Origin of the sequence: Geodermatophilus sp. TF02-6, assembly GCF_003319115.1 — a bacterium.
Taxonomy (GTDB): domain Bacteria; phylum Actinomycetota; class Actinomycetes; order Mycobacteriales; family Geodermatophilaceae; genus Geodermatophilus.
Map to the genome: position 1 here is coordinate 45,278 of NZ_QOHF01000005.1, position 17,889 is coordinate 63,166.

At 75.4% G+C, this 17,889-nt stretch carries 19 protein-coding genes and 1 pseudogene; 10 read left to right on the plus strand and 10 right to left on the minus strand.

Annotation, left to right across the window (positions count from 1 at the left end; translation table 11 throughout):
- Window positions 1–30 precede the first annotated feature (30 nt).
- Window positions 31–411 carry an FKBP-type peptidyl-prolyl cis-trans isomerase gene (locus DQ238_RS06255; protein ID WP_113780450.1) on the plus strand — a complete coding sequence of 127 codons (381 nt, stop codon included), beginning with the start codon at window positions 31–33 and terminating at the stop codon, window positions 409–411.
- A gap of 56 nt (window positions 412–467) precedes the next feature.
- Window positions 468–1,490: a cation diffusion facilitator family transporter gene (locus tag DQ238_RS06260; RefSeq protein ID WP_113780451.1), complete on the plus strand. Its 1,023-nt coding sequence runs from the start codon at window positions 468–470 to the stop codon at window positions 1,488–1,490.
- 66 nt (window positions 1,491–1,556) lie between these two features.
- On the opposite strand, the gene DQ238_RS06265 is transcribed toward DQ238_RS06260, so the two are convergent.
- Both DQ238_RS06265 and DQ238_RS06270 read right to left on the minus strand, forming a co-directional pair.
- Entirely contained in the window at window positions 1,557–1,799 is a 243-nt protein-coding gene (locus tag DQ238_RS06265; protein ID WP_113780452.1) for an acyl carrier protein, read from the minus strand.
- Window positions 1,800–1,877: 78 nt separating this feature from the next.
- Window positions 1,878–2,126 (minus strand): hypothetical protein, encoded by a 249-nt coding sequence (locus DQ238_RS06270; RefSeq protein ID WP_233495757.1) that lies wholly within the window; start codon window positions 2,124–2,126, stop codon window positions 1,878–1,880.
- Between the two features lie 414 nt (window positions 2,127–2,540).
- On the opposite strand from DQ238_RS06270, the gene DQ238_RS06275 reads away from it, so the two are divergent.
- The 5 genes from DQ238_RS06275 to DQ238_RS06295 all read left to right on the plus strand — a co-directional run bounded on the left by DQ238_RS06275 (window position 2,541) and on the right by DQ238_RS06295 (window position 9,694).
- On the plus strand, window positions 2,541–4,355 hold the full coding sequence (locus DQ238_RS06275) for a phosphoenolpyruvate carboxykinase (GTP) (RefSeq protein WP_113780454.1): 1,815 nt from the start codon (window positions 2,541–2,543) through the stop codon (window positions 4,353–4,355).
- 259 nt (window positions 4,356–4,614) lie between these two features.
- Window positions 4,615–5,829: an MFS transporter gene (locus DQ238_RS06280; RefSeq protein WP_113780455.1), complete on the plus strand. Its 1,215-nt coding sequence runs from the start codon at window positions 4,615–4,617 to the stop codon at window positions 5,827–5,829.
- An 18-nt stretch (window positions 5,830–5,847) separates the two neighbouring features.
- A complete protein-coding gene (locus DQ238_RS06285) occupies window positions 5,848–6,264 on the plus strand; it encodes a rhodanese-like domain-containing protein (RefSeq protein WP_113780456.1) in 417 nt (138 codons plus the stop codon).
- Entirely contained in the window at window positions 6,261–6,923 is a 663-nt protein-coding gene (locus tag DQ238_RS06290; protein ID WP_113780457.1) for an acVLRF1 family peptidyl-tRNA hydrolase, read from the plus strand. Before DQ238_RS06285 ends, DQ238_RS06290 begins: the two co-directional genes overlap by 4 nt.
- A 245-nt stretch (window positions 6,924–7,168) precedes the next feature.
- Entirely contained in the window at window positions 7,169–9,694 is a 2,526-nt protein-coding gene (locus tag DQ238_RS06295; protein WP_113780458.1) for a transglycosylase domain-containing protein, read from the plus strand.
- Between the two features lie 23 nt (window positions 9,695–9,717).
- Here the strand turns inward: DQ238_RS06295 and DQ238_RS06300 are convergent.
- The 4 genes and pseudogenes from DQ238_RS06300 to DQ238_RS06310 form a co-directional block, all read right to left on the minus strand.
- Window positions 9,718–10,638: pseudogene (locus tag DQ238_RS06300) on the minus strand (YihY/virulence factor BrkB family protein); the annotation flags it as partial.
- A complete protein-coding gene (locus tag DQ238_RS23600; protein WP_233495758.1) occupies window positions 10,562–11,107 on the minus strand; it encodes a hypothetical protein in 546 nt (181 codons plus the stop codon). The pseudogene DQ238_RS06300 and the gene DQ238_RS23600, both read right to left, overlap by 77 nt.
- Entirely contained in the window at window positions 11,008–12,117 is a 1,110-nt protein-coding gene (locus DQ238_RS06305) for an NAD(P)/FAD-dependent oxidoreductase (RefSeq protein WP_233495759.1), read from the minus strand. The genes DQ238_RS23600 and DQ238_RS06305 overlap by 100 nt, the downstream gene beginning before the upstream one ends.
- 27 nt (window positions 12,118–12,144) lie before the next feature.
- Window positions 12,145–12,351 (minus strand): hypothetical protein, encoded by a 207-nt coding sequence (locus tag DQ238_RS06310; RefSeq protein ID WP_113780459.1) that lies wholly within the window; start codon window positions 12,349–12,351, stop codon window positions 12,145–12,147.
- Between the two features lie 334 nt (window positions 12,352–12,685).
- On the opposite strand from DQ238_RS06310, the gene DQ238_RS06315 reads away from it, so the two are divergent.
- Entirely contained in the window at window positions 12,686–13,843 is a 1,158-nt protein-coding gene (locus DQ238_RS06315) for an NlpC/P60 family protein (protein WP_113780460.1), read from the plus strand.
- Window positions 13,844–13,944: 101 nt separating this feature from the next.
- Here DQ238_RS06315 and DQ238_RS22705 read toward each other — a convergent pair whose 3' ends face one another.
- The gene (locus DQ238_RS22705) at window positions 13,945–14,109 is read right to left on the minus strand and encodes a hypothetical protein (protein ID WP_158550720.1); all 165 of its coding nucleotides are present in this window, start codon (window positions 14,107–14,109) and stop codon (window positions 13,945–13,947) included.
- A gap of 76 nt (window positions 14,110–14,185) precedes the next feature.
- On the opposite strand from DQ238_RS22705, the gene DQ238_RS06320 reads away from it, so the two are divergent.
- Window positions 14,186–15,511 carry a serine hydrolase gene (locus DQ238_RS06320; protein ID WP_113780461.1) on the plus strand — a complete coding sequence of 442 codons (1,326 nt, stop codon included), beginning with the start codon at window positions 14,186–14,188 and terminating at the stop codon, window positions 15,509–15,511.
- 12 nt (window positions 15,512–15,523) lie between these two features.
- Here DQ238_RS06320 and DQ238_RS06325 read toward each other — a convergent pair whose 3' ends face one another.
- Complete coding sequence (locus tag DQ238_RS06325) at window positions 15,524–16,144, minus strand: pyridoxamine 5'-phosphate oxidase family protein (RefSeq protein ID WP_113780581.1); 621 nt, start codon at window positions 16,142–16,144, stop codon at window positions 15,524–15,526.
- Window positions 16,145–16,240: 96 nt separating this feature from the next.
- Window positions 16,241–16,759 (minus strand): hypothetical protein, encoded by a 519-nt coding sequence (locus DQ238_RS06330; protein ID WP_113780462.1) that lies wholly within the window; start codon window positions 16,757–16,759, stop codon window positions 16,241–16,243.
- Window positions 16,760–16,900: 141 nt separating this feature from the next.
- Here DQ238_RS06330 and DQ238_RS06335 point away from each other — a divergent pair, with 141 nt between their 5' ends.
- Window positions 16,901–17,179: a DUF3253 domain-containing protein gene (locus DQ238_RS06335; protein WP_233495760.1), complete on the plus strand. Its 279-nt coding sequence runs from the start codon at window positions 16,901–16,903 to the stop codon at window positions 17,177–17,179.
- A 78-nt stretch (window positions 17,180–17,257) separates the two neighbouring features.
- On the opposite strand, the gene DQ238_RS06340 is transcribed toward DQ238_RS06335, so the two are convergent.
- Entirely contained in the window at window positions 17,258–17,725 is a 468-nt protein-coding gene (locus DQ238_RS06340) for an Lrp/AsnC family transcriptional regulator (protein WP_199506168.1), read from the minus strand.
- Window positions 17,726–17,889 lie beyond the last annotated feature (164 nt).

Consider the following 17,889-nt stretch of genomic DNA (forward strand, 5'->3'; position numbering starts at 1 on the left):
CCCCGGCACCCGCGACCCCGAGGAGAACCGATGGCCCAGCCGCTGAGCCGCCCCGACGTCGACCCGCCCACCGGCCCGGCCCCCGACGATCTGGTCATCGAGGACCTCGTCGTCGGCGACGGCCCCGAGGCCGAGGCCGGCGACCTGGTGAGCGCCCACTACGTCGGCGTCACCCACGAGGGCGGCGAGCAGTTCGACGCCTCCTGGGACCGCGGCGACCCGCTGGAGTTCCGGCTCGGCGTCGGCATGGTCATCCAGGGCTGGGACGAGGGGATCGTCGGCATGCGGGTCGGCGGCCGCCGCCGACTGACCATCCCGGCGCACAAGGCCTACGGCGACCGCGGTGCCGGCGGGGTCATCGAGCCCGGCGCCACCCTGGTCTTCGTCGTCGACCTGGTCGGCGTGCGGTAGCCGCCCGGGACGCTCCCCGCGGTTGGACGCCGTGGCCGCGGGGCACGGGTCGGCGCATGACACAGCCGGGGACCGCCCGCCAGCCGTCCACCCCGCTGTCCGCGCAGGGTGAGATCGGCAGCCCCGAGCACGGCGGTGGCGAGGAGTCGACCGTCACCGTCGTCGTCGCGGGGCTGGCCAACCTCGGGATCGCGATCGCCAAGCTGGTCGGCGGCCTGATCAGCCACTCCTCGGCGATGCTGTCGGAGGCCGCGCACTCGGTCGCGGACACGATCACCGAGGTGCTGCTGTTCGTCGCGCTCAAGCGGGGCAACCGGCCGGCCGACGACCGGCACCCGTTCGGCTACGGCCGGGAGACCTACTTCTGGGCCTTTCTGGCGTCGCTGGCCACCTTCGCGCTGGGCGCCGGGTTCTCCGTCTGGCAGGGCGTCACGACCATCATCGAGGGCGAGGAGCAGGGCAACCCGTTCGTCTCCTACGTCGTGCTGGCCGTCTCCTTCGTCCTCGAGGGCGCCTCCTGGCTCAGGGCGGTCCGCCAGGTGCGCGGCGCGGCCCGCAGGTGGCGGGTCAGCCCGGGGCGCTACCTGTCGGCCACCACCGACACCACGGTCAAGGCGGTGACCTTCGAGGACAGCGCCGCCCTGGTCGGCCTCGTGCTGGCCGCCCTGGGCCTGTTCCTCGAGCACGTCACCGGCGACCCGCTGTGGGACGGTGTCGCGGCGATCGCCATCGGCGTGCTGCTGCTCGTGGTGGCCGGCGTCCTCGCCCGGGCCAACGTCTCCCTGCTCATCGGCCAGGCGGCCTCGCCGCGCATCGAGGAGGAGCTGCGGCAGGAGATCGCCGCGCTGGAGCACGTCGAGGACGTGCCGTTCCTGCTCACGTCGGTGATCGGGCCGGGGCAGCTGGCCGTGGCGGCCAAGGTCGACTTCGCCGACGACGTGACCGCCGGCGACATCGAGCGCACCTCCGACGAGGCCGAGCGGCGACTGGTCGCCCGTCACCCCGGCGTCCGCTACGTCTTCCTCGACCCCACCACCGGCGACGGGCGCGCCCGGGCGGAGGCGCACCGGCCGGGATGACCCGGTCCCACACGTGCGGACGGCCGCCTCCCCGAGAGGGAGGCGGCCGTCGTGTACGGCCTTCTGCTACTGGGTGGCGGGGCCGCCGTGCTCGGTGCCCTGCAGCTTGCCGAGGAACTCGTGGCAGCGCTTGGCACGTGCGGAGTCCTGCTCCATGACCTCGCGGAAGAAGCTGGCGATGTCGTCGAGCCCGGCGTTCTCGGCGTCACGGACGTACTGGCCGTAGTCGTGCCCGGCCTTGAGGGAGTGGTACTGCACCGAGATCAGGTCGTAGAAGACGTCCTCGAACCCGGTCTCACCGGTGGCCATGACTGACCTCCTCGTTGATCGGCTGTGGGGGTCCTCACAGTTGCCCGGCTGCCACGTCCTGAAACCGACCGGCGCGTGTCAGTCGACCGGGGCCTCGGAGAAGGCGCCGCCGACCACGCCGGGTCCGTCCACGCCGCCGCCGGTCAGGTCGCCACCCCCGGCGTCGTCGGCGGCGTCCCGTCCGGTGGTCAGCTCCTCCTCGCCGGTGACCGAGGGGTCGTCCGCGGTGGAGGCGAGGTCCTCGCCCTGCCCGTAGGCACCGGGGTCGGCCTGCTCGCGCGGGGCGAGCTCGCCGCGGGGGAGCTCGCCGGCGGCTGGCACTGACACCTCGACGGGCTCGACGCCGAGGTCGCCGGGACCGACGGGCCGGGGGAGGGGGACCCGTTCTGGGCCGAGGTCGGCCCGCTCTACGGCCGTGCCCCCGCGGGCTGGCAGCCGCGACCGGGCTCCCGGGGCGTCCCCGCGTCCGGTGCCCCCACCACCGGCACCGGGTCGGTCCAGGGGTGCGGCGTTCACCGGACCGGAGGGATCCGCGCTCCACCAGGGTCTTCCGACCCATTGGGTAGACGTCCTATACGTAACATCTCTCACGGTTACAGCGGCGTTCCGCGCTTGTAGGCTGACCGGACTCCGGACTCCCCGCCCGGCGCCGGCGGCACCGGGCGGTCCGGACGTCGGACACGAAGGACGAGCCCCAGCGCCGGTGGGTCATCCCCGGTGTACCCAGAGGATGGAGACGCCGTGACTTTCCTGGCCACCCCCGGTCTCGACAATGCCCCCACCACGCACCCCAGGCTGCTGGCCTGGGTGCGGGAGATGGCCGAGCTGACCACCCCCGACCAGGTGGTCTGGGTGGACGGGAGCGACGAGGAGTGGGCGCGGCTCACCCAGCAGCTGGTCGACGCGGGCACCTTCACCCGGCTGGAGAAGAAGCCCAACTCCTTCTGGTGCGCCTCCGACCCGAGTGACGTCGCGCGGGTCGAGGACCGGACGTTCATCTGCTCGGTCGACGAGGCCGACGCGGGTCCCACCAACAACTGGATGGACCCGAACGAGATGAAGTCGATCATGACCGAGCTGTACCGCGAGTGCATGCGCGGCCGGACGATGTACGTCATCCCGTTCTGCATGGGCCCGGTCGAGGCCGAGGACCCCATGTTCGGCGTCGAGCTGACCGACTCCGAGTACGTCGTCGTCTCCATGCGCGTCATGGCCCGCATCGGCAGCGCGATCCTCGAGGCCATGGGCGACGACCGCCCGTTCGTGCCGGCGATGCACTCCCTCGGCGCCCCGCTCGAACCGGGCCAGGAGGACGTGCCCTGGCCGTGCAGCACCACCAAGTACATCTCGCACTTCCCCGAGGAGCGGGCCATCTGGTCCTACGGCTCGGGCTACGGCGGCAACGCCCTGCTGGGCAAGAAGTGCTTCTCGCTGCGGATCGCCTCGGTGATGGCCCGCGACGAGGGGTGGCTGGCCGAGCACATGCTGATCCTCAAGCTGACCAGCCCGCAGCAGAAGGTCTACTACATCGCCGCCGCCTTCCCGTCGGCCTGCGGCAAGACCAACCTGGCGATGCTCGAGCCCACCATCCCGGGCTGGGAGGTCGAGACCCTCGGCGACGACATCGCCTGGATGCGCTTCGGCGAGGACGGCCGGCTCTACGCGCTCAACCCCGAGTACGGCCTGTTCGGCGTCGCCCCGGGCACCGGCTGGCAGACCAACCCCAACGCGATGCGCACCATCGGACGCGGCAACTCGGTCTTCACCAACGTCTCCCTGACCGACGACGGCGACGTCTGGTGGGAGGGGATGACCGAGGAGCCGCCCGCGCACCTGACCAGCTGGAAGCACCAGGACTGGACGCCGGGGTCCGACGAGCCCTCCAGCCACCCCAACAGCCGGTTCTGCACGCCGATCACCCAGTGCCCGATCCTGGCGCCGGAGTACGCCGATCCGAAGGGCGTGCCGATCTCGGCGATCCTCTTCGGCGGTCGCCGCAAGACCACCATCCCGCTGGTCACCGAGGCGCGGGACTGGAACCACGGCGTGTTCATGGGCGCCACGCTCTCCTCGGAGACGACGGCGGCGGCCACCGGCGCGGTCGGCGTCGTCCGCCGCGACCCGTTCGCCATGCTGCCGTTCATCGGCTACCACGCCGGCGACTACTTCCGGCACTGGGTGGAGACCGGCAAGGCCCACGACGCCACCAAGCTGCCGCGGATCTTCTACGTGAACTGGTTCCGCCGGGACGCCGACGGCGGCTTCCTGTGGCCGGGCTTCGGCGAGAACAGCCGGGTCCTCAAGTGGGTCGTCGAGCGGCTGGAAGGCACCGCGGCCGCCGAGGAGACCCCGATCGGCCACGTCCCGACGCCGGACTCGCTCGACGTCTCCGGCCTGGACACGACCCGTGAGCAGGTGGAGAGGGCCCTCGCCGTCGACCGGGACGAGTGGCGCGCCGAGGTCCCGCAGATCACCGAGTGGTTCGAGCGGTTCGGCGACAAGCTCCCCAGCACGCTCTGGGACGAACTGGCCATCCTCGAGCACCGACTCACCTGAGCGGGGCGGCCGGACCCGGTTCTCGTCCATCGTCGGCGAGATTCAGGATCGGCCGCCCTTCAGGGGCCCTCCGCCTGAGCCTGCGAGGCGGGGGAAGGGTGGTCCTTCTCCAACGGCGACCGGTGCGGGGTCCCTGCGCCGTCCTCCTCGCCTCGTCACCGGGAGGCTGCGGGTGTTGCCGGGCCGGTGGCAGGGACATCGGTTAGCGTGACCCGACGTACCGGAGCCGACACCCACCTGAGACGACGGGTCCACTTCCGTGCCCAACCCCTACCTGTCCGTGCTGCGCACACCGCACGCCCTGCCCATGGTGCTGGCCGCGTTCATCGGGCGGCTGCCCCTGTCGATGGTCGGGCTGGGCTCGGTCCTGCTGATCGCCTCGGAGACCGGCTCGTACGGCCTCGGCGGCGCGGTCGCGGCGACCGGGGCGGTCACCACCGCCGTCGCCGGCCCGCTCATCGGCCGCTGGGCCGACACCCACGGCCAGCGCCGCACGCTCCTACCGGTGCTGGCCGTCTTCGTCGCGGCCGGCTGCCTGTTCCTGCCCGCGGTCAAGGAGGACTGGCCGCGCTGGATCCTCTTCGCCTCCGCCGGCCTGGCCGGCGCGTGCATCCCGCCGGTGTCCTCGATGATCCGGGTCCGCTGGACCCACCTGCTGCGCGGCACGCACCGGCTGCCGACCGCGCTGGCCATGGAGTCGGTGGTCGACGAGTTCGTCTTCATCGTCGGACCGGTGCTGGTCACCTTCCTGTCCACCACCGGGCACGCCACCAGCGGCGTGGTCACCGCCTTCACCCTCGCCGTGGTGGGCAGCCTGCTGTTCGCCGCGCAGTCGCGCACCGAGCCGCCGCCGCACGGGCACGCGGCCCGCAGCGGGCCCTCGGCCATCCGCAGCCCGGGGCTGCGGGTGCTGTTCGTGGTCGGCGCCGCGGTCGGCGCCGTGCTGGGCACGCTGGAGATCGCGCTGGTCGCGTTCGCCGACGAGGTGGACGCCAAGGGGCTGTCCGGCGTCCTCATCGCCGCGCTCGCCGTGGGCTCGATGGCCAGCGGGATCGGCTGGGGGACGGTGCACTGGCGCCAGCCGCTGCGGCACCGGCTGGCCGTCGTCCTGGTGCTGCTGACCGTGCTGAGCACGCCCTTGCTGTTCGTCCACGAGATCTGGGTGATGATCCCGTTCGTGGTGGTGGCCGGTGTCGCCGTCTCCCCGTCGCTGATCAGCTCCTTCACCCTGGCCGAGGTGCTCGTCCCGCGGTCGGCGGTCACCGAGGCGTTCACCTGGATCGGCACCGCACTGGGCCTCGGCGTGGCCATCGGCGCCTCGGTCGCCGGCCGGGTGGTCGACGCGGTCGGGGCCAACTCCGCCTTCCTCGTGGCCACCCTCGCCGCCGCGGCGGCCGCGGTCGTCGTCGCGGCCGGCCAGCGGGTGCTGCACGTGCCCGCCGAGCACGCCGCCGTCCCGGCGATGGCCCGGTGACGGCCCGGTGACGGCCCGGTGAGCACTCCCGAGGGCGGGCGGCCGCCCGCTCCCCGCAGCATCGACGAGGTGCTCGCCGAGGTGCGCGGCCGGCTCGACCGGCTGGAGCCGGCGGAGGCCGCGGTGCGGGTGGCCGCCGGCGCCGTCCTCGTCGACACCCGCCCGGCCGCCCAGCGCGAGGCCGACGGGGAGGTGCCCGGGGCCCTCGTCGTCGAGCGCAACGTCCTCGAGTGGCGGTTCGACCCGGCCAGCGACGCGCGGCTGCCCCAGGCGACCGGCTACGACGTCGAGGTGATCGTCCTCTGCAACGAGGGCTACGCCTCCAGCCTGGCCGCCGACTCGCTGCGGGCCCTCGGCCTGCACCGCGCCACCGACGTCGTCGGCGGCTACCGGGCCTGGGCCGCGGCCGGGCTGCCGACGACCCGCGACGGGTGACCCGAGCCCGACCCGCCGCCGGCGGCGGCAGGCGGCTCGGGGTGGCGCCGGAACGGCTGGGCCGCTGGCTGGACGGCGTCGCCGCGCGTCACGGCGCCTTCACCCGGGTCGAGCTCGCCGACGGCGCCCTGCGGATCACCTGCCCGGACACCACCGAGGTCACCCTCCGGGCACCGTTCGACTGGCGGCCCGGCCCGCCGCTGCTGGCCTCGTTCACCGCCGCGGCGCGCCGCCCGCACCGCGCCGCCGTCCTGCTGGTGCGCCGCGGCCGCTGGGCCGTCGGGGTCTTCGCCGGTGTCGACCTCGTCGTCTCCAAGGTCGACACCCGGCTCGTGCAGGGCCGGACCGCCGCCGGCGGCTGGAGCCAGCAGCGCTTCGCCCGCCGCCGCGCCGCGCAGACCGACGCCGTCGTGGCCGCGGCCGCGCAGACCGCCGTCCGGGTGCTGCTGCCGCACGGCGGCGGCGTCGAGGCGCTGTTTCCCGGCGGGGACCGCGGGCTGGTGGACGCGGTCCTGGCCGACCCCCGGCTGCGGGCGCTGGCCGCGCTGCGCCGGGAGCCGGCCCTGGAGGTCGGGGAGCCGACGAAGGCGGCCCTGCAGGCCACCCCGCAGCAGTTCCGCGCCGTGCGGGTCCACGTCGTGGAGCCCGCCGACCGATGACGACCGCGGCCGCGTGCCCTGCCCGATGGCGCTGAGCGGCCTGTCCCGTCCCTCCTCGGCGAGGCCTCCGGCCCCGTCGATCGGGACGACGGTCAGCCACTGGTCGTGAGGCGGTCTGCGTCCTCCGGCGACCCGTGGTGGCCGGGTGATCACGCTCGTGCACCGGTCGGCGGGGGGTCCGGTGCAGGGTGTTGTGGACGGTGACGTCGTCTGTTCCAGTGGGGGGCCTCCACGGAAGGGGGCCCATGGACCTGCGCAACGACGCACGGGTCGCGACGCTGCTCAAGCTCGCTGCCACGGTCGTGGCAGCCGGAGCGCTCCTCGCCGCGCTCCTGCTCCCCTGGGTCGGCGGCCCCGCGGTGGCCGCGCAGCGGTCGACCGGCCTGCTCGGTGACCTGCCCACCGAGCTGACCGCCGACCCGCCCCCGGCCAACACCGTGCTGCTGACCGCGGGCGGCGAGCCGATCACGTACTTCTACGACGAGAACCGCCAGCCGGTCCGCTCCGACCAGATCGCCGAGGTCGTGAAGCAGGCGATGGTCGCGATCGAGGACGCCCGCTTCTACCGGCACCACGGCCTGGACCTGCAGGGCACCCTGCGGGCGCTGGTCACCAACATCGCCGCCGGCGGCGTGGAGGAGGGCGGGTCGACGCTCACCCAGCAGCTGGTCAAGCAGACCCTGCTGCAGACCGCCGACAGCCCCGAGGAGCGCCGTGCGGCCACCGAGCAGACGCTGGGCCGCAAGCTGCGGGAGGCCCGGCTGGCCCTGGCCCTGGAGGACGCCTACTCCAAGGACGACATCCTCACCCGCTACCTCGACACCGTGTACTTCGGGCAGAACGCCTACGGCGTCCAGCCGGCCGCCCGGGCCTACTTCGGCGTCGACGCCGCTGCCCTCACCCTGCCGCAGGCCGCGCTGCTGGCCGGACTGGCGCAGAGCCCGGCCGCCGACGACCCGTTCACCGACCCCGAGGCGGCCACCGCCCGGCGCAACGAGGTCCTGTCCCGGATGGCCGAGCAGGGCTACATCGACCGGACGCAGGCCGCCTCGGCGCAGGCCGAGCCGCTGGGCCTCGCGCCCGCCCCGGCGCCGCCGCGCGGGTGCGCCGAGGCCGGCGTCGGCGCCTTCGTCTGCGACTTCGTCCAGCGCTACCTGGTCCAGGAGCTGGGGATGACCCAGGAACAGCTGGACTCCGGCGGCTACGTCGTCCGCACCACGCTCGACGCCGACCTGCAGCGCTCCGGGGACGCCGCCGTCCTCGAGACGCTGCCGACGGGCGACCCCCTGGCCGCGGTGTTCACCGCGGTCGAGCCGGGCACCGGCCACCTGCTGGCGATGAGCGTCAACCGGGTCTTCGGCTACGACAAGGACGACCCCGCGCAGGAGTCGTTCAACCTCAACGTGGCGCCCAGCAAGGGCTCCGGGTCGACCTACAAGGTGTTCACCGCGGCCGCCGCGCTGGCCCGCGGCTACTCCAGCTACTACACGCTCACCGCGTCCGACCCCTACGTCTCCCGGGTCTACCGCGACGGCACCGGGAGCTACGACGTCGAGAACGTCGGTTCCTACCAGTCGACGCTGGACCTCACGACGGCCCTCTACCAGTCGTCGAACACCTACTTCCTCGCCCTCGAGGACGCGCTCGGCAGCGTCGAGGAGCCGGTGCGGATGGCCGAACGGATGGGGTTGTTCCAGTTCAGCGACCCCGCTCTGCCGCAGCAGATCGTCGACGAGAACCGCGGCTCGTTCACCTTCGGCGCCGAGGCGACCAGCCCGCTGGCCCTGGCCAGCGCCTACTCCACGCTGGCGGCCGGCGGCACCCGGTGCGACGTCGTCCCGGTGACCGCCGTCCTCGACCGGCACGGGGACCCGGCGGTCGGCCCCGACGGCGCACCGCTCGCCCTCGGCGACCGCTGCACGTCCGAGGCCATCCCCCCGGGGGTCGCCAACACGCTCAACCAGATGCTGCGCAAGGACGTCGAGCCCGGCAACCCCGGCCAGACCGGCGCCCGGGCCTTCGTCCCCGGCCACCAGATCGCCGGCAAGACCGGGACGGCGCAGGACAACGACTCGATCGCGTTCGTCGGCTACACGCCGGAGACCACCGCCAGCGTGATGGTGCTCAACCCCAAGGAGAAGCAGGACGTCGGCGGCTTCGGCGGCGGGAAGGCCGCCACGGTCTGGCACGACGCGATGGCGCCGATCCTGCAGGCGCGGGGCAGCGGCGAGTTCCTCCCGGCCGACGAGGTGGTGCAGAACGGCAACACCCGCGTCGTCCCGGGCTGCTCGTCGGTGCGGGCCTGCCAGGCGGCGCTCTCCGACGCCGGCTTCCAGTCCTCGGTCGTGCGGGTGGACAGCGTCCGCGCGGCCGGCACGCTGCTGGGCACCAGCCCGCCGAGCGGTGGCCGGGCGGTGCCGGGGCAGGTCGTGTCGATCCTGGTCAGCAACGGAGCCGACTACGTCGAGCCGACCCCCCGACCGGCACCGGAGCCCCGCCCCGCGCCGTCCACGGTGGCTCCGGAGCCGCCGGCCGCGCCGCGCACGGAGGAGGCGCCGGCGCCCGAACCCGCGCCCGAACCCGCGCCCGCTCCGGCGCCCGCCCCTGAGCCCGAGCCCGCCCCTGAGCCCGCTCCGGCGCCCGCGCCCGAACCCGCGCCGGAGCCGGCGCCTGCGCCGGCTCCCGCCGGGCCGCCGGCCGGGGCACCCAGAGCTCCCGGAGGGTTCGGGGGGGCCGGAGCCCCTGGGGCGCCCGGGGCGCCGGGCCGCTGACCCGAGCGGATCCGCTCGTCGAGGGACTGGGTGAGCAGCCAGCAGACGAGCACCACCAGGTGCAGCAGGAACAGCCAGAAGCTGATGGCCACCACCGCGCCGACCGCGCTCAGGCCACCGAAGGGCGCCCCGAGCGGCAGGGGCAGGGACAGGAACAGCACGAAGCCCTGCAGGAAGCCGGACAGGCAAGCGGCGGTGAACAGCACGCCCGACACCAGGGCCGGCCAGCGCAGCCGCCCGGCCGCGACCACGCCGAAGCCCCACAGCAGCGGCACGGTCAGCGCGAACAGCACCGAGTAGTAGCCCACGGCCAGGCTGCCCAGCCAGTTGCCCCGCTCGGACAGCTCCGCCATGGCCGACGCCGCCTGCAGCAGCAGGTAGACCAGCAGCGGCGTAGCCGCCACCAGCGGCAGCGCCAGCAGCCGCCCCCGCCAGCTGGTCAGCGTCTCCCGGTGCCCGGTGAACCGCAGCAGCGCCCGCCGCAACCCCTCGCCGTAGAGGGACATCGGCAGCAGGGCCAGCAGGAAGCGCACCGGGGTCAGGCCGATCCCCGCGTCGACCAGTGCGCGCAGCGCCTCGGGCGCCCCGAGCTCTGCCGGCAGCAGGTCGGCGAGCCGGTCGCTGAGCTCGCGGACCGTGTCCGGCGACGTGACGAGCGTGGTCAGCGAGATCGCCGTCAGGAGCAGCGGCACCACGGCGACGCCGGCGTAGAAGGTCAGCCCGGCCGCGATCAGCGCCAGGTCCCGGCCGCGCAGCCGCCGTGCCACCCCGCGCAGCAGCGTTCCGGTCTCCCGCCGTAGGTCCACCCCGTCAATGGCACCAGGTCCGGCCGGATCCCGCCGCTCCAGCGGCGTCCGCCCCGGTCGGTCAGCAGCGGTCGAGCAGGTGCCGGGCCGCGGCGTGACCGCCCAGGCCGCTGACCGCTCCGCCGCGCACCGTGCCACCGGAGGACGCCGCGACCACGCGCGGGTGTGCCGTGGCCACCCCCCACGTCCCCACCTCCTCCGGCGTCGCGGCGACCGGCCAGGAGAGGTCGCCGTGGAAGATGTGGCCGCCCGGCATCGCCAGCGACGCCTCGACGTCCAGCGGGGACGCCGCCTGCAGGCACGGTTCGCCGGAGGAGTCGCGGGCCAGGCAGTCGCGCAGCGGCTCCTCGAGGTGCGCGTCGAGCTGGGCGAGCACCCGGCGCACCGCCTCCTCCCGGGTGACCGTCGGGTCGTCCCGGAACAGCCCGGCCGAGGTGTGCAGGCCGAACAGGGTGAGCGTGTGCCGTCCCGCGGCCCGCTCGGCCGGCCCGAGGACCGACGGGTCGGTCAGCGAGTGGCAGTAGACCTCGAACGGGACGACGTCGGGCAGCCGGCCCGCGGCGGCCTGCGCGTACGCGGCGTCGAGCTGGGAGGCGGCCTCGTCCACGTGGAAGGTGCCGGCGAAGGCGACCGCGGGGTCCACGCCCGAGCGCAGCCGGGCAGCCGGGTCAGCACCGCGTTGACCTTGAGCTGGGCGCCGTCCGAGGTGTCCCGGGGCGCGGCGCCGGTGAGCCGGTCGAGCACCGCGGGCGCGGCGCCGCCGACGACGTGCCCGGCCTCCACCGCGTGCTCGGCGCCGTCGTCGCCGGTCCAGTGCACGGTCACGGCGTCGGCGCGCGGGTCCAGCGCCGTCACCTCGGCGCGGGTGACCAGCCCCGCCCCGCCCCGCCGCGCCGCGGCGGCCATCGCGCCGGTGACCGCGCCCATCCCGCCGACCGGCACCCGCCACCGCCCGGTGCCGTTGCCGACCACGTGGTAGAGGAAACAGCGCCCGGCCGGGCCGTCGGCGGCGTGCAGGTCGGCGGAGGTGCCGATCAGCCCGTCGGTGAGCACCACCCCGCGGACGACGTCGGAGGTCAGCTCGTCGGCGACCACGTCGGCCAGCGGCCGTTCGCGCAGGTCGTGCCACAGCCGCGGGTCGCGCAGCCGGCCGGCCATTCGCTGGGGGGAGAGCAGCGGCTCGGTGAGGGTCGGGGCGAGGTCCTCGGCGAGGGCCGCCACCCGGCCGGAGAAGCGGCGCCAGCCGGTCAGCTCGGCGGCGGAGCCGGTCAGCGCGCGGAACGACGCGGTGGTCGCCGGGCCCTCCTCCCCCTCGACCAGCAGCCCGGCGCCGCCCGGGACGGCGGTGTAGGAGGCCACCGCGCGGTCGGCCAGGGTGACCTGCAGACCGAGGTCGGCGACGATCCGGTCCGGCAGCAGGCTGACCAGGTACGAGTACGCCGAGAGCCGGACGTCGACGCCCGGGAAGACCTGCCGGCTCACCGCGGCCCCGCCGACCTCCCCGAGCCGCTCGAGGACGAGCACCGACCAGCCGGCCCGGGCCAGGTAGGCCGCGGCCACCAGCCCGTTGTGCCCGGCCCCCACGACGACGGCGTCGTACCTGCTGCGCACGCGCATCGGCGGACGTGGCCGCTGGCGGGGGTCTCAGCCGCTCTGGCTGGAACTGGCGGAGCTCTCGCTGCTGGGGGCGTCCTCGCTGTCCGAGCAGTCGGCCCGGTCCTGGGCGCCGGCCTCGGCGGCGCCGCAGTCGGTCGTGCCGCGGTCGACGTCGGTGTTGGAACCGCTGCTGCTGCTGCACCCGGTGAGCACCCCGGCGACGGCCAGCACGACCAGGGGCCGCTTGAGGTCCATGCACCCGCTGGTGCCCAGGGGTACCGGTGGCGAACCCCGCCCGCCCCACGGGTCCCGTCCGTCGCGCGCGGCCTGCGCAGTCGAGTCGAGAGTCCACGAAATCCCCGCGGGTGATTGTCACGCCGAGGTCACGACCGTTACGGTCAGTGCATCCGGCGGGGCGCTCCGTCACCAGCCTGGGTGACACCTCCCGGACGCCGCCGCACCGGCGCTCTCCCCGAGCGACGGGCCGGGGACCCACCGCAGCGCCGGGGTGGAGCGCGCACGGCCTCGCCGGGCGTCGTCCCGCCCGGACCGGTAGGCGGCTCGTCGACGAACGGAGTGCCGCCGCAGCATGGCGTCCCCTCGCACCGCCCGCCGGGCCGCCCTCGTCCTGGCCGGGGCCATCGGCCTCGCGCTCACCCCGGCCTCGGCCGGGGCCGAGGAACCGACCACCTCGCAGGAGGCCGCCGCCCTCGTCGCCGCCCGCGGGCACGACCTCGAGGTCCTCACCGAGCAGTTCAACGAGGCCCGCGAGGGGCTGGCCGCCCAGCAGGCGGCCGCCCAGGCCGCCGCCGCGGCGGTGTCCGAGGCGCAGTCGGCCGCCGACGCCGCCCAGGAGCAGCTGCGCGGCATCGCGCGCAGCGCCTTCACCGGCGACAGCATGGGCTCGCTGCAGGCCCTGATGACCAGCGGCTCGGCCGACGAGTTCGTCGACCGGGTCGGCCTGCTGCAGGCCGTGGCCGGGCACCAGGACGTGCTGCTCGACCAGGCCGTCGCCGCCGGCGAGGCCGCGGCGCGGGCGCGCACCGAGGCCGACCGCGCCGCGCGCGAGGCGCAGGACCGCTACGACGCCGTCGTCGCCCAGCAGGCCGACCTGCAGGCGCAGATCCAGGACTACCAGGACGACTACGCCCGCCTGTCCGCCGAGGAGCGGCGGGCGGCGCTGGAGGCCGCCGCGGCCGCGCAGGCCGCGCAGCAGGCGGCCGCCACGGCGCAGGACGCCGAGGACCGGGTCGACGGGGACCGGGTCGACGGGGACCGGGCCGACGGGGATCGGGCCGACGGGGACACCGAGCGGGCCAGCCGAGTCGAGCGCGAGGAGCCGGCGGCGTCTGCCGCCGGGGCCGGGAGGGCAACGGCCGCAGCCGCCGGCAGCGGCGCGATCCAGACCGCCGTCGACACGGCGATGGCGCAGCGCGGCAAGCCCTACGTGTGGGCGGCCTCCGGGCCGGGCTCCTTCGACTGCTCGGGGCTGGTGCAGTACGCCTTCGGCGCGGCGGGGATCAGCCTGCCGCACTCGAGCCGGATGCAGTCGGCCATGGGGACGCCGGTCTCCCGGGCCGAGGCCCGCCCCGGCGACCTGGTGGCCTTCTACAGCCCGGTCAGCCACATCGGCGTCTACCTCGGCAACGGGCAGATGGTCCACGCGCCGACGTCCGGCGACGTCGTCAAGGTCGCCAGCGTGGACGTCATGGGCGCCACGCCGAAGTTCAACCGCATCGCCGGATGACGGAGGCCCCCTGCCACGACCATCGGCTGCGAAGGCCCCCTGCCGCGATCATCGGCGGGCGGTCGCCCGACACGCCGAGGGGCACCGCCACCTGCCGGTGATCACGGCATCCGGTCGACCACCTGTTGCAACAGGCCCCAGACGAACCGGGCCCGGACGCCGCCGGGCAGGCGCACCTCCCAGCGGGTGACCCCGCGCGCCGTCGCCCTCGCCGCCTCGGTGCCGCCGCCGGCCACCCTCTGGTTCGACCGCTCGGCCACCCGCACCGGCCGGCTCCCTGTGCCCGCCCCGACCTCGTCCTGACCCGCCCCCGGCCCACCGCTCGCCGCTACCGTCCCGGACGTGCCCGTCGCCGTCCTGCCCTCCACCGCCCGCCTGCTGCTCGCCCGCACCGCCCGGGCCCAGCGCGACGGGCGGGCGCCCAGCCTCGTCGCCGGCGTCGTCCGGGAGGGCGGGCTGGCCTGGTCGGCCGGCCGCGGCGACGTGCCCGAGCCGCACGCCGACGTCCAGTACCGGCTCGGGTCGATCAGCAAGACGGTCACCGCGGTCGCCGTGCTGCGGCTGCGCGACGAGGGCCGGCTGCACCTGGACGACCCGCTCGACCGGCACGTGCCCGGTACCCCGCTCGGCGACCGCACCGTCGGTCAGCTGCTCGCGCACGTCGCCGGCGCCGCCGCGGAGAGCCCCGGCGGCTGGTGGGAGCGCACGCCCGGCGGCTCGCTCGCGGACCTGGCCTTGAGCGAGGAGCACGTCGTCCTCGGCGCCGCGCGCCGGTTCCACTACTCCAACCTGGGCTTCGGCCTGCTCGGCGAGCTGGTGGCCCGGTTGCGCGGGCGGCCGTGGGCCGACGTCGTCCGCACCGAGGTGCTCGCGCCGCTGGGCATGACCCGCACGACGCCGCGACCGGTCGCCCCCGCCGCCGAGGGCCGCGCGGTGCACCCGTGGGCCGACGTCGTCCTGCCCGAGCCCGAGCACGACGCCGGGGTCATGGCCGCCGCCGGGCAGCTGTGGGCGACCCTGGCCGACCTCGCCCGCTTCGCCGTCTTCCTGCTCGGCGACACCGGCGGCGTGCTGGCCCCGGCGACGCTGGCGGAGATGACCGTGCCCGCCGGTGTCGACCCCTCGGTGCCCGGGTGGTCGGCGTACGGCCTGGGCCTGCAGGTGCTGCGGGTCGACGGGCGCACGCTGGTCGGCCACGGCGGGTCGATGCCCGGGTTCCTCGCCGGGGTCTTCGTCGACCGCGACGAGCGCACCGGCGCGGTCTCACTGGCCAACACCACCAGCGGCCTGGACCCGCTGCTGCCCGGCCTGCTGGCCGACCTGCGCGCCGCCGAGCCGTTGGTCGTCGAGCCGTGGACGCCGTCGCCGCCGCCCGTGCCGCTGGAGTGCCTCGGCGTCTGGTTCTGGGGCCCGGCGCCGCACGTGCTGCGCGCGCTGCCCGGCGGGCTGCTGCACCTGGGCCCGCTGCCCGGCCGGGCCGGACGGGCCAGCCGGTTCACCCCGCGGGACGACGGCACGTGGGTGGGCCTGGACGGCTACTCCGCCGGCGAGCCGCTGCGCATCGCCGACGACCACCTCGACCTGGGCACGTTCGTCTTCACCCGCACCCCCTACGACCCCGAGGCCCCGGTGCCCGGCGGGGTGGACGAGCGCGGCTGGCGGCCCTGAGCGCCGATCTCGTCAGGTGCTGGGGTACAGCCCGGCGGAGTACTGCTCGCCGTAGTAGCGCTCGATGTCCTCCAGCCGCTCCCCGCGCCGCTCCAGCTGGGCGGCGATCCGGGCCCGGGACGGGACGGTGTCCGGCGTCCAGGTGGCGGGGTCCCACAGGCCTGCGCGCAGGAACGCCTTGGCGCAGTGGGAGAACACCTGCTCGACCTCGACCACCAGGGCCAGCAGCGGCCGGTGGCCCTTCTCCACCATCCGGTCGAGCAGGGCCGGGTCGCGGGTGAGGTGGGCCCGGCCGTTGATCCGGAGCGTGTCGCCGCGCCCGGGCAGCAGGTAGAGCAGGCCGACGTGCGGGTTGGTCAGGACGTTGCGGTAGCCGTCGGCCCGCCGGTTCCCGGCGCGCTCGGGGAGGGCGATCGTCCGGTCGTCGAGGACGAGGGTGAACCCGGGCGGGTCGCCCTTGGGGGAGACGTCGCAGCTGCCGTCGGCGCCGCTGGTCGCCACCAGGCAGAACGGGGACGCCGCCAGCCACGTCCGGTCCAGCTCGTGCAGGCGGTCCCGCTCCTTGGCGAGGGCGGGCGGCGCGGGCTCCCCGAGCAGCTCCCGCAGCTGTACCTCGCTGGTGATCTCGTGCACCTGCACAGTGTGACCGGCCGCCGTCTCGACGCCGAGGGTCACGACGTCGTGGCCATCAGCTCCTGATCGCCACGGGTTCGCAGTCCTCGGTGCGGCTCAGGGGGTGTCGAAGGCGTCCATCGTCGTCTTGACCACCGCGCCGTAGGTCAGGTGCGGCACCAGGTCGCTGACCCAGTCGGTCGCCGACCACGTGCGCGGGTCGGTGATGCCGAGCACGGTCATCGGCCCGTTGGCGGCGACCAGGACGCCCGCGGTGGTGAGCAGGGTGCCCACCAGCGGCCGGGAGCGGAAGCCGGCCGCCCGCACCAGCCCGACGACGACGCCCACGCCCACGCCGGCGACCAGCCCGGTCATCGGGCCCAGGCCCTGGACGCGGTTGGACCGCTTCTCGTCGTCCCCCGGGATCGGCACGTGCGCCTTGTCCGCCAGCTTCTCCACCGTCTGCTCGGGGGTCGAGCTGGTCGGGCGGCCACGGACGGCCATGTCGAGGTAGGTGACGCCGTTGAGCGCGGTGCTGCCCGCCGCCCCCGCCGCCGCCCCGCGGAGGGCCCAGCCCAGCACGCCGATGCCGCGTCGTCCCTTGCCGATCGTCCCCAGCGGGGTGCGCTTCGCCATGGGTCCGCTCTACCCCGGCGCGCCGCGGGCGCACACCCGGGCGAACACGGTCCCACCCGTGAGCGCGACCACGGGGTGCCGACGGCGCCCCATCCCGACGTCGGATGGCACGGCTGCGGCGCGTCACCGACGCTGGACGCCGTGGACGCCGTGGACGCCGTGGACGCCGTGGACGACGTCGGCGCGCGGCTGGAGCGGGCGCTCGAGGCGCTGCTCGACGACCGGCGGGCCGGCGCGACGATCTGCCCCTCGGAGGCCGCCCGCGCCGTCGACCCCGACGGCTGGCGCGCGCTGATGCCCGCGGCCCGTGCGGCGGCGGGCCGGCTGGCCGCGGCCGGGCGGGCGGAGGTCACCCAGCGCGGCGCGGTGGTCGACGTCGGCACGGCCCGCGGGCCCGTGCGGGTGCGCCGGCGGCACTGAGGCCTCTCTGCAGGCGGAAGGACCCCGGCCCCTTGCACGGCCCCGCCGCGAGCGTGCGAGCGGGGGGCAAGGAGCTCCTCACTCGGTGGTGCGCTCCAGCAGCGGCGCGATGCGGTGGTCGACCAGCCGGCGCAGCGCCAGGGCGGTGTCGGTGCGCTGGACGCCGGGGATGGCCAGCACCCGCTCGGTGATCCGCCACAGGTCGTCGGCGTCGGTGGCCACCACCCGCACCAGCAGGTCGGCGACCCCGGACAGCGCGGTCACCTCCAGCACCTCGGGGATGTCGGCCAGCGCCTCCCCGACGTCGGCCAGGCTGCGCTGGACGACCTGCACGGTGACGTAGGCGGCGAGCCGGTAGCCGAGCGCCTCCGGCCGCACCCGGGAGGCGAAGGGCGCCAGCACGCCGCTGCCCTCCAGCCGGGCCAGTCGCGCCTGCACGGTGTTGCGGGCCAGCCCGAGCCGCTGGGACAGCGCCATCACGGTGGCCCGCGGGTCCTCGGTCAGGGCCTGCAGCAGACGGGCGTCGGTGGCGTCGACGGCAGGCACGGTGCTCAGTCTGACATGGGCGGCCCGCCCTCGACTGCGCGATCTGCGCACCGACCGGGCCACCCCTTGCGCATCTCGCCGGCACGGTGGTCTCCTCGCCGACACCAGGTCGTGCCACGATGTGTGAGTGGCACCACACCCCGGTGTCGCGAGACGTCCAGCAC

What these genes read in the sequence shown, in the direction of transcription:
- DQ238_RS06330 (WP_113780462.1), bottom strand. Translation starts at nt 16,759, where the DNA reads ATGGCGAAGCGCACCCCGCTGGGGACGATCGGCAAGGGACGACGCGGC.
- DQ238_RS06310 (WP_113780459.1), bottom strand. Translation starts at nt 12,351, where the DNA reads ATGGACCTCAAGCGGCCCCTGGTCGTGCTGGCCGTCGCCGGGGTGCTC.
- DQ238_RS06305 (WP_233495759.1), bottom strand. Translation starts at nt 12,117, where the DNA reads ATGCGCGTGCGCAGCAGGTACGACGCCGTCGTCGTGGGGGCCGGGCAC.
- DQ238_RS06260 (WP_113780451.1), top strand. Translation starts at nt 468, where the DNA reads ATGACACAGCCGGGGACCGCCCGCCAGCCGTCCACCCCGCTGTCCGCG.
- DQ238_RS06265 (WP_113780452.1), bottom strand. Translation starts at nt 1,799, where the DNA reads ATGGCCACCGGTGAGACCGGGTTCGAGGACGTCTTCTACGACCTGATC.
- DQ238_RS06295 (WP_113780458.1), top strand. Translation starts at nt 7,169, where the DNA reads ATGGACCTGCGCAACGACGCACGGGTCGCGACGCTGCTCAAGCTCGCT.
- DQ238_RS06255 (WP_113780450.1), top strand. Translation starts at nt 31, where the DNA reads ATGGCCCAGCCGCTGAGCCGCCCCGACGTCGACCCGCCCACCGGCCCG.
- DQ238_RS06315 (WP_113780460.1), top strand. Translation starts at nt 12,686, where the DNA reads ATGGCGTCCCCTCGCACCGCCCGCCGGGCCGCCCTCGTCCTGGCCGGG.